The organism is Rathayibacter iranicus NCPPB 2253 = VKM Ac-1602 (assembly GCF_003149025.1).
Taxonomy (GTDB): domain Bacteria; phylum Actinomycetota; class Actinomycetes; order Actinomycetales; family Microbacteriaceae; genus Rathayibacter; species Rathayibacter iranicus.
Genome location: NZ_QGDV01000021.1, coordinates 21,881 through 31,358 on the forward strand (window position 1 = coordinate 21,881; position 9,478 = coordinate 31,358).

Below are 9,478 nucleotides of genomic sequence, written 5' to 3' on the forward strand. Positions count from 1 at the left end.
TCGGATCCCGCCGTAGGAGCAGCGCCTACGCGACGTCCGCGAGGGCGCCCGCCACGTTCGCGTCGATGATGCGGCGGACCCACACAGCGACGCCGGCGACCGTGGTCACCGCGGCGCCGCACGGGTGTCCCGGCCAGCTCATGGCCTCGCGAGCGAGAACGGGCCAGGCGGCGGCGCGCTGCTCGTGCGCGGCGATAGCCTCCGCGGTGCGTCCGCGGTTGTCGAAGTCACTGAAGCCCTCATAGTGCTCGGCGACGTACGCGTCGAGGAGACGGGTGGCGAAGGGTGCCCAGGCGGCAGTGCCGGACGCGGCGCGGATGAGCAGGCGCGGTTGACGGAGGCGGTCGCGGCCCGGTTTCTTGTCGAGGGTGAGCGCCGCGCGCACGAGGAGGTCGACGACGTGCGCATCCATGGCGAGCAGCCGCTCGAGAGTGTCGGTGTCGTAGTCGTCCCAGAGGGCGAGGAAGTCGTTGTCGACGTCGCGCTGGTCCCAGCGGGGCGCGCCGGTGATGAGGTCGTGGAACGCCTGCGCGGCTCTGCGAGCGAGGGTGTCGTCGGCGTCGACCTGCGCTCGAAGGGTGCGAGTCTCAGTGGCGGTGGCAGGCGAGCAGAGCGCGGGAAGCACGAAGACGTCATGGAGTGCCTTCGCGTCGGCATGGAGCCGTTCGACTCCACGGCGGCCCATCGCGTGCTGCTCCCATTCGTCGATGACCTCGCCGGTGGTCCTGCCGCGTTCATGCTCGAGCACGAGGGCGAACTCCTCGTCGAGGGTCCCGAGGTAGCTGTCCTCGGCGGAGTCGGGGAGGTTGACTATGTGGCTGAAGATGCCGTTGCGCGTCTCACCGCGAGCGAGAAGGTCGACGGTTTCATCCATCGAGTTGAGGTCCGCCTGGTCGTTGCGGAAGATGCGCTGGGTTGTCGGAGCGAGTGAACCGGCGAGAACCTGTCGAGCCCACGCGATCGCTTCCGACGGACCCTGCATGACCTGGCTGCCGTCGGCGTTCAGGACGGGCTGGCCGCCTCCAGTGAACTTTGGAGTGGCGCGGACGAGGCGTTCGAGGTTGAGCCCGTTGTCGGATGAAGCGTCGTAGAAGCCGGACGGGTTCTGGAGCACCTTCTGCTCGAGGATCTCGGCGAGCCGGTTGTGGATCATCTCCTGCCGATACTTGGCGACACGGCCGTTGCGTTCCGCGGCCTGACGGACCAGGCCCAGCTCGGGGTCCAGGAGCAGCCACAGAATCTGCGCCTTCGCCGTCGCGATCGGGTCGGACAGGACGCCCTGGTCGCGGAGCGTGTCGAGGGAGACGAGGATGACCCCGGTTCCGTTCTGGCTGCGTTCGCTGCCGCGCACGTAGTCGTAACTCGTCCGCCCACCAGTCGCTTCGAGAGCGGCGGCGGCGATGCCGCGGATGAGGGCGTTGATCTGGGTGGGCGTCTTGGCGATGGTCGTGTTCACACAGAGCATGTACGCGGCGGCATCGAAGAGCTGCACGCGAGGCTGAAATCAGCCCATGCGGGCCGCCTCCGACGGGTGTCAGAGAGCAGCCCTGACGCGGGTTCAGGCGGCTCGCCGGAGCGCGAACTCCGCCCTCCGCGCGGCGACGTCCTCCGGGGTCGTAGACGCGAGATGCAGGAACTCGCCCGGCAGTAGCACCTCGACGGGAGCGATGCGCCCGCGCAGATCCGAGTGGTAGAACACCGAGCCGCGGAGCACCGTGCGCTTACCGGGACGCTCCGGGTCCGGGACCTGCAACGCTTTCAGCGAATTCCAGTTCACGGCGCCGTCGGAGCTGTAGTCGGTCGAGTACTCGGTCGCGGTCACCCGGTTCAGGAGACCCGGGGTGTTCGCCTTGAAGATCTCGAGACCGGCGGCGGCCTCCTCCTCATCAGCGATGTGACCGATGAGCCCGCGAGACATGTAGCCCTTCAGTCCGAGCTTGACCGGACCGGACGGCGTCTGCGTGTAGAGGATCGGCAAGACATCCATCGACCGAGCGAGACGTCCGATCTCCTCGAGCGCGTCCGGTGCGGCACGTTCGACCATCCAGGACTCGTCGATGTTCAGCACCCCGCCACGGCCAGCGAGGGCGCTCATCGAGCCGTTGACCATCATGAACAGGGCGTTGACGGAGCAGCGGACCAGCGGATCCGCCGCAGCCATATTGTTGATGTCGGCGAGCGACGGGCGCTTAAACGAGGACTGGCCGACCTTGAACAAGGTGATGCCGTCGGCGACCGCGAGCGCACTCGTGCCGGGATTGATGCCGAACGTCGCCCGGAACATCGGGTACGACTCCGCCATCTCGAACACCGGCCGAACGGCCTCCCACGGGATGATGCCGGCGTCCGCGGCAATCTTGAGGGCCTGACCGGTCGCTTCCGCGCCCTGGTCGGAGCCGAACTTGATCGCGTTCGCGATCTGCGTCTCGTGCTCTTGCCTGCGCTGCACACTGCCCCACGGGTTCACCGTCGAGAGCATCGACGCGGCGCGCTGCACGCCTTCGGCGCGCGACTTGGAAAACCGCATCGGATCCAACGCCCCGTCCGCCGTGATGAGCTCATCGAAAGACGCGACCTGGCCGCCCTTCATCTCGACGACGGCGGAGTGGTCTGAGTCCTGCTTCGGATCGATGATGACGACAGGGCGGCCGAGATCGCTGAACTGCGTCGCCAGCCACAGCAGCAGCATCGTCTTTCCAGATCCGGTCGCAGCCGAGGTCAGCATGAGCGGGAAGCTGTCACCGGCGCTCGCCGCGGTCGGCGAGATGTACACCGGCTGGCGGTCCCGTTCAGTGAAGCCGAGGAGCGCACCGTCCGCGTCGCCGACCGTCGTGAGTGCCGGCAGGCCGCTGTACGCGATGGTGGTGGACGGCAGATCGTGCAGGTGCGGGTTCGCGCGGACGGACGAGCAGATCATCGTCTCGTGCCACGCAGCGGCCTGACGGTTCGCCATCGGGTTCAGCACAATCGACGACGGCGCCACCTGGGTCAGATCTTCGGGGAGGCCGTCGATGCCGACGATGACGGAGACGTCGACAAGTGTGGCCGGCGCGCGGTCCGCGGCGTACGCATCCTCGAGGGACTTCAGCTCCGCTTCCTTCTCCGCGGCCTCCGCGCGGTCCATCTTGCCCTTCTCCGCGGCCACCTGGATGTCGTTGCGGTACCGGCGCTGCTGCGCGCGCAGCTCCTTCCGGGTCACGCGCGCGGGTTCGACGAGGCCGCGGACGGAGACGACGCGCGTGCCGGCGTCCAACAGCGGTGGAACCCAGCGTGCGCGAGGGTCGGCGACGTCGGTGTACCCGAGATCGAAGTCTTCGACGGCAGCGAACGTGATGGTCGCCTCGTCCGGGATGTCCGGCCAGTGCGGGCAGTCCTTCGGTGACAGGCCGACGGTTTCCGCCTCGTGAACCGCGGCCATGCGACGGAAGATGTGCATGTGCTCCTCGTGCGCGAGGACGGGAGTGTCGGCGTAGGAACCGTGGTTCCACCAGGAGTTCGCGAGAGCGAAGTCCTCCCGGGTGGGGACTGTAAAGCCTGAGCGGGCGAAGATGGCGTCGAGCTCGTTGTAGTCCCTATCGAAGTCGCTGACGGGCGAGCCACCATAGACGAGCGTCTCCGCGACCGAGTCCATGAAGCCGCGGAAGCTGCCGTCGCCACTGGTGGCGCGAAGCTTCACGCCCATGAGGAGTCTGCGGCGGATGACCAGCTGTCCGGCGAACGCGCGATTGAGGTACCCCTCGGTAGCTGATCCGGGCCGCGCCCTGAACCACGTAGGGATGTTCACCAGAAGCAGGTGAACCTCGCGGTACTGGCCCTTGACGAGTCGCCGAGTGGGGGCACGCCCAGTGACGAGGGAGCCGAGCTGCTCGATCGTCTGGCTGATCGGGCCGCCGGCGCGGACGGCCGCCTCGACGGACTTCGCGTCGACGATGTTCGACATAGGGACGAGCCGGTAGATCCACATCGAGCCGTCGACGCCGGGGACGCGTCCGCCGGGGAGCGGCTTTCGGGAGCGGGTCTCCCAGAGCGGGCTGGCCGGGATCGCCTGAGCCTTCGTGCTACTCATTCGAGGTGACCTCCTCGGTCATGGACGGGATGGGGTTATCGGTCGGCGAGGCGGCGTCTGCAGCGACACCGTCGATGGCGGTGCTGTACGCGCTCAGTTCCGGGCCGGTGCCGGGCCCGCCCCAGGAGACGACACGAGGAGCTGCGGTGTTCGCACCATCGACGAGAACGTCATAGACGGCGGTCGGTAGGGCGGCCCGGGCCGTCGCATCGTCGGCGGCGGGAGCCTCCTGCCCGTTCCAGACGAGGGCAAGACCGACGCGGACGAGCATCTGGACAGGCCTGGCTTCGGGATCGGCGAGGGGGATGTCGGCGGATGCGGTGACGGACGCGGTGGCGCTCTCGATGCCGGTCAGCGGCAGGTAGCTGTGTTTCGCGTCGGGGTCGCCGACGGCGAGGCGGAGGTCGTCGGAGGTTCCGGCGGTGAACGCTTTCGCCCAGGCAGTAACGGCTTGGGTGACAGCCTTGCTCGTCGTGCCGCTCGGGTAGCCCGGCCAGGTGACGACGGTCGGCCAGCCGTTCGTGGCTGACGGGGCCCCGGGCATCAGCGTGGGAGAACCGCTGACCTTGACACCGAAGGTGGGGGAGACGCGGACTTCGACGTCGGACTGGAAGACGACCATCTCGATGCCGGTTCCGCTGATGAGCGTGAAGTGGTGCAGTTCGACGGCCACATCAGAGTCGCGTACGCCCTTGTCGTTGAGGGGGATGTCACGGGTCTCGTAGCCGTCCCAGCTGGACATGTGCCCGCCTGGAAGTGGCGCCGGTGTCTGCGCCAGCCACGCGCGCATCGCTTCGACCGCGGCGACCTTGCCGGCCGAGTAGTTGCTGGAGATGCTCGCGCGCGTCGCGCCGGTCGCCGCCGAGGTGGTCGCGTTGACGACGTTGCCCAGGAGTGCGAAGCAGGTGATGGGCACGATCCCGAACGCGATCGCGTAGAGGGCCCGGCGGACCCATTTACGGTTCGAGGCCATTTTCGACACTGACGGTGCGCGTTGGTTGTCGCGTTCCTGTGGGTTCTCGTCCCAGAGGGCGGATGCTGGGCTGGTGCCTTTGCGTGCCACGAGGTTCAGCTCCAGAGGTCGTCGTCGGTGGGGGTGGTCGCCGGCCGGTGCGGTGGTTCGAGGCTGTCGAGTCGGGCGAGAGCGTGTTCCGCTGCCGAGGCGACCCGGTGGTCCGGGTCGGTGGTCATCGCTTCCAGGAGTTCGATGGTCTGGTCGGGCTCTTGGGCCAGGGCGATTCGGATGTCGGGATTCGGGCACACGATCAGCGCCGCCTCGCAGTCGGGGCAGCGGGCGACGCCTTTCACGACCGGGTTCCGGCAGGGTCGCCAGACGCGGTGGTCGCGGCCGGCGGGCAGCTGGTTCGCGGGGGCCACGTCGGTGTCATGAAAGCGCCAAGAGGTGCATCGCGGCATGAGTGACTACTTGCGTCCGAGGGAGCGAACGGCCTCGATGTCGGCGATGTGAACGTCCGTGAGCTCGGCGGCCGCCCCGGCGAGCTTCGAGGCGGCGGCGACGTCCTTCGACGGGAGGCTGCCGGAGACGACGCCGAGGGCGACGAGCAGCGACCAGGTGCGTTTCGCGTCGTCGCGGGAAAGACTTCCGGCGGCGACGATGGCGGCGTACGGGTTCGGCTCGCTGCGGAGCGCGATGAGCTGGCTCGCGGCGCTGAGGTTGATGCGTTGGGAGGCCGCGATCGTGACGGCGAGTTCGAGCGGGTCGGCCTTCGTGCCTAGGGTGGCGGCGAGGAGGTTCAGCCGACTGTCGGGAGCCTCCGCAAGCTTGAGGTACTTCTCGATGCCCCGGCGGATCTGGCTCTTTGACGGGGTGGACCGGGCATGCCAGCCAGCGGTGTCTGGCTCGTCGGTCTCGAGACCGTCAGCGGACTCGTCGAGCTCCGGAAGCGGCGACCGCTCGGGGTTGAGATCCGCCTGCTGCTCGGGCGGCAGGTCAAAGTCGTTGCGGTCGCGGTCGAACTCGCTGTCCGAGGTGGGGTCGTGGGTCATGCCGTGGTCGCTTTCGTACTTGGCGCTTCAAGCTCCGGTCGGGGCTTCATACAGGACCCTGCGGCGGGGAATAGGGTCTGGCAGAACCTGCTCGGACAGACATAGTGAGCGCGGCTCAGTTACCGCTGGCGTCGGCGAAACGATGGCCGAGGGCCCACGGAGTCCCGTCCAGTTAGGGCTTGACGCCGGAAAACGGACCTGACGAGGACCTTTCGGGGAGGATCATGTCGTGCCAGCTGCCGCCAAGGCCCAACTTGGTACAAAAACCGCCCCTGACCTGCGGTGTTCCCAGGTTCAGGCCGATTGTCAAGCAGATCCCGCAGGGAAGGTATTAGAGGGAGGAGGATATTCGAGGAGGGAGACGGCCGCGAACGGCTTCTTCCGGGGCGATCCCGGAGAAGCAACAGGCATACTCGATCAGCGGCACGATGCGCCGGTAGATCCGAGAGACGGTGGCCTGCGAAACGCCGTACAGGTCCGCAACGGCGGCCTGGTTCATGTTCTGTCGCGACAGCAGCAGAGTCACGATGACCTGCTCCCGCAGGTTCAGAAGGGGCGGACGGCCCGGCAATGATGGACGCCCGGACAGAATCTGGAATATCCGAGGCATCAACTCTGTCATCTGCCCAGAGGTTAAACCTGTAGTAGAGGCATAGCGTCTCGACTTTTCGCTTGAGAAATGGTGTGTTTGGTAACATCCGTTCTCTCGCTCGAAAAGTCGATGTTTTTACAGCGACGCGCGCGAATCAGACCTTATGAATGACGCTCGTAGTAGACGGAGTGACTATCGTGGGGCTTATACAGAATTCAGATTAAGTGCCACAAACGCTGAGGTCAGAGGAATAGTCGATGAGCGTGTAAGGCATTTGCATAAGCCTCCGTTTCGTTCTGTTCGCGGTCGAGCCCTTCGAGACACTAAGTCCTTTGCGGCCTGCGCCAACGGCGTTCCACTTTGCGCCCTGCGACGATGGTGATTCCCGAGGTTCCTGATCGGGTGCTGATGGCGTGCTACGGTGCCGAGCAGTCTCATGAAAGGAGCGTTCCATGGCTCAGATTAGCGTGACGCCGGAAGAACTGAAGCAGCAGGCTCAGGTGTATACCCGCTCGAAGGAAGAGATCGAGCAGGCTCTTCAGAAGGTGAGCCAGATGAATTCGACTATTGCTGAGCAGTGGAAGGGTCAGGCGTTCCAGGCGTATCTCGCGCAGTACGACCAGCTGTCCGAGAGTGTGAAGAAGTTCGAGGAGCTGTTGGTGAACATCAACGAGCAGTTGAACACGTACGCGGACACTATCGCTGAGCGTGACGCGCAGGATGCGCAGAGCTTCGGCTTCTAGCCGCTTCTCGCGCGCAGAGGACTCGGCGTGGCGCGTTCTGCGCAGGCTGGTGCGAGAGCCGTGAGGAAAACGAGATGGTGAGGAGGCGGTAGATGATGGGTCCAGACACACGATGCCTAGGTGGCGGATTCCCTGAGGAGACTCGGTCGGTGTCTACTCTCACGTCCCGGGTGGCGGGGACGAGAGAGGGCTGGGATCGCATCGTGTCGTCTGGTGCGGTGGCGCAGACGGACACGAACGAGTTCGATCAGCTCGGGGTGAATATCGAAGTGCAGGATGCGCAGGGTGGCGAGGTGTCCGAGTGAGTGTGGTGGAGTTTTCTGCGGATTCGTGGCAGGCGTCGTCTCCGGGGTTGCAGAAGAGTCTCGCGGAGCGGGGTGAGGCCCTTGATGCGCTTCTGCAGGGGCTGGAGAGTCTCGCCGCCTCGGGGAATATCAGTGGTCAGGGTGCTGATGCGATGCGCGCTTATATTCGGGAAGTGCATGTCCCGATCGTGCAGTCGCTGCTGGTGTGTCTGTCCACGTTCCAGACCGCGATCGGCGTGTATTGGAACGGGTATTCCCAGGTGGACACGGACGGGAATTTCCGGCTCGTGAACGACGAGTTCGACGCCCACCGTGCCCAACTCGATACCGGCATCGGGCAGTTGCGCGGATTCGCGGCCGATCTGCGGTCGATTGCTGCCCGCGCGTCGCACCTAGTGGCGTTGGACGGCGCGGGCGCTGGCGCGGCGGATGCCGCTGCGGAGGGTTTCGAGCGGATGCGCTCGATCGTGACGTCTCAGCAGGAAACGTGGGCGGCATATGAGGCCACCGATCCCGGATTCGGTCAGGTGAAAAACCTTGTGGCGGAGTTGACCCGGGTTGTCGGGAACCTGGGGAGTCTCACTGTCGGGCAGGGACGCTCCTACCTCCCGGGAAGCTTTAATCTCACGCTCGGGAAGCTGGGGGAGTTGACCGGGGGGGATGGTGGAGTATTGCCGGACGAATCAGCAGGTCGCCTCCGACGGGTGGCAGGCCCTGTTCGCCGGATACGTCGATGACGTCAAGGCGGAAGCCGAACGCCAGCGCAAAGAAGACGCCCTGTCGGGCCTGCTCTGGGATGGGCTGCAGACCGTCGCGGGCGCGGTCATTGTCGCAGTGGGTGTGGCGGGGACGCCGTTCAGCGGGGGCATGACTCTCGCGTTGGCCGGGCTGGGCGGGTCGCTGATCGCCGGGGGCGTGAACAGTGCGATCGATCACGCCACCATCGCGTCCACGGGCGAGAGCCTGAACCTGGTCGGGGTGGCCAGCCAGGGCATCGGCCACTGGTACGACGTCACCCTCGCGCAGCCCGCAATCGCGTCCGGCGATCCAGACTTACAGCTCCTCGCCGGGCTCGGGTCCGGGTTGGGAGACCAGGTCAGCGGAGCCCTGCAGCTGAACATCCACGACGTCGCGACCGGTGTGTTCACCCTCGCCACCAACGGCGAAGCGTTCTCCCACCTGTGGAACCAGCTGACCACTCTCGCCGGGAAAGCCGCCTCGGGAGACGCGTTCGTCATCGGGCAGATCGTCGGGAACCTTCTCCCCCTCGGCGCCGCGGCGAAGGTCACCAAACTCGACACCCTGCTCAACAAAACCGACGACCTCGGGCGTCTGGTCACGAAGGCCGACGACCTCGACTTCGGGAAACACGTCACGATCGCCGCCGCGAGTGATGCCACCAGCGCGATGGACTGGCTCAAGAACCACCTCGGCGCGGGAGGAGTGACAGTCAGCGACGAATTCGATCCCACAATACAGCCAGCAGACGAGAGTGACGGGTCGACCGTGAACTCGCGTGGTGGAGGCGAGCGAGAGTCCGGTACTCCTGGCGAGAAGACGGAGGTTCTGGATCCCTTTGATCCGGACCGTAAGGGTGCGCTGCTTCCCAACGTGAGGTATCGTGCGAGTGCACCCGGCACGAACCACCATTACGTGTATGAAACGAACGCTGACGGTCTGATCGAGCGGGTCATCGTCGAGAACCTCCATCTGAAGCCCACCGGCCGCCCTCGCTTCAAGCATGACCCGAACACGCCAGGTAAGC

Annotated in this window: 10 protein-coding genes; 4 read left to right on the plus strand and 6 right to left on the minus strand. The window is 65.9% G+C overall.

What is annotated here, in order from left to right; genetic code table 11:
* Window positions 1-25: 25 nt before the first annotated feature.
* The 6 genes from B0H03_RS14920 to B0H03_RS14945 all read right to left on the minus strand — a co-directional run bounded on the left by B0H03_RS14920 (window position 26) and on the right by B0H03_RS14945 (window position 6,695).
* A complete protein-coding gene (locus tag B0H03_RS14920; protein ID WP_104354088.1) occupies window positions 26-1,492 on the minus strand; it encodes a hypothetical protein in 1,467 nt (488 codons plus the stop codon).
* A 66-nt stretch (window positions 1,493-1,558) separates the two neighbouring features.
* Complete coding sequence (locus B0H03_RS14925; RefSeq protein ID WP_104354089.1) at window positions 1,559-4,066, minus strand: hypothetical protein; 2,508 nt, start codon at window positions 4,064-4,066, stop codon at window positions 1,559-1,561.
* Window positions 4,059-5,039, minus strand: coding sequence for a hypothetical protein (locus B0H03_RS14930; protein ID WP_104354090.1), 981 nt, complete (start codon window positions 5,037-5,039; stop codon window positions 4,059-4,061). Before B0H03_RS14930 ends, B0H03_RS14925 begins: the two co-directional genes overlap by 8 nt.
* A 95-nt stretch (window positions 5,040-5,134) precedes the next feature.
* Window positions 5,135-5,443, minus strand: a complete 309-nt coding sequence (locus B0H03_RS14935; protein ID WP_104354091.1) for a hypothetical protein — start codon at window positions 5,441-5,443, stop codon at window positions 5,135-5,137.
* A gap of 45 nt (window positions 5,444-5,488) precedes the next feature.
* Entirely contained in the window at window positions 5,489-6,073 is a 585-nt protein-coding gene (locus B0H03_RS14940) for a hypothetical protein (RefSeq protein WP_104354092.1), read from the minus strand.
* A 331-nt stretch (window positions 6,074-6,404) separates the two neighbouring features.
* Window positions 6,405-6,695 (minus strand): transposase family protein, encoded by a 291-nt coding sequence (locus B0H03_RS14945; protein ID WP_104354093.1) that lies wholly within the window; start codon window positions 6,693-6,695, stop codon window positions 6,405-6,407.
* Window positions 6,696-7,117: 422 nt separating this feature from the next.
* On the opposite strand from B0H03_RS14945, the gene B0H03_RS14950 reads away from it, so the two are divergent.
* The 4 genes from B0H03_RS14950 to B0H03_RS14960 all read left to right on the plus strand — a co-directional run.
* Window positions 7,118-7,408, plus strand: coding sequence for a WXG100 family type VII secretion target (locus tag B0H03_RS14950; RefSeq protein ID WP_104354094.1), 291 nt, complete (start codon window positions 7,118-7,120; stop codon window positions 7,406-7,408).
* Between the two features lie 149 nt (window positions 7,409-7,557).
* On the plus strand, window positions 7,558-7,713 hold the full coding sequence (locus B0H03_RS16785; RefSeq protein WP_160487313.1) for a hypothetical protein: 156 nt from the start codon (window positions 7,558-7,560) through the stop codon (window positions 7,711-7,713).
* 5 nt (window positions 7,714-7,718) lie between these two features.
* Window positions 7,719-8,450 (plus strand): T7SS effector LXG polymorphic toxin, encoded by a 732-nt coding sequence (locus B0H03_RS14955; protein ID WP_276329557.1) that lies wholly within the window; start codon window positions 7,719-7,721, stop codon window positions 8,448-8,450.
* Window positions 8,374-9,478: hypothetical protein (locus B0H03_RS14960; protein WP_207774252.1), on the plus strand; the 1,105-nt coding region annotated here is incomplete at its 3' end. The genes B0H03_RS14955 and B0H03_RS14960, both read left to right, overlap by 77 nt.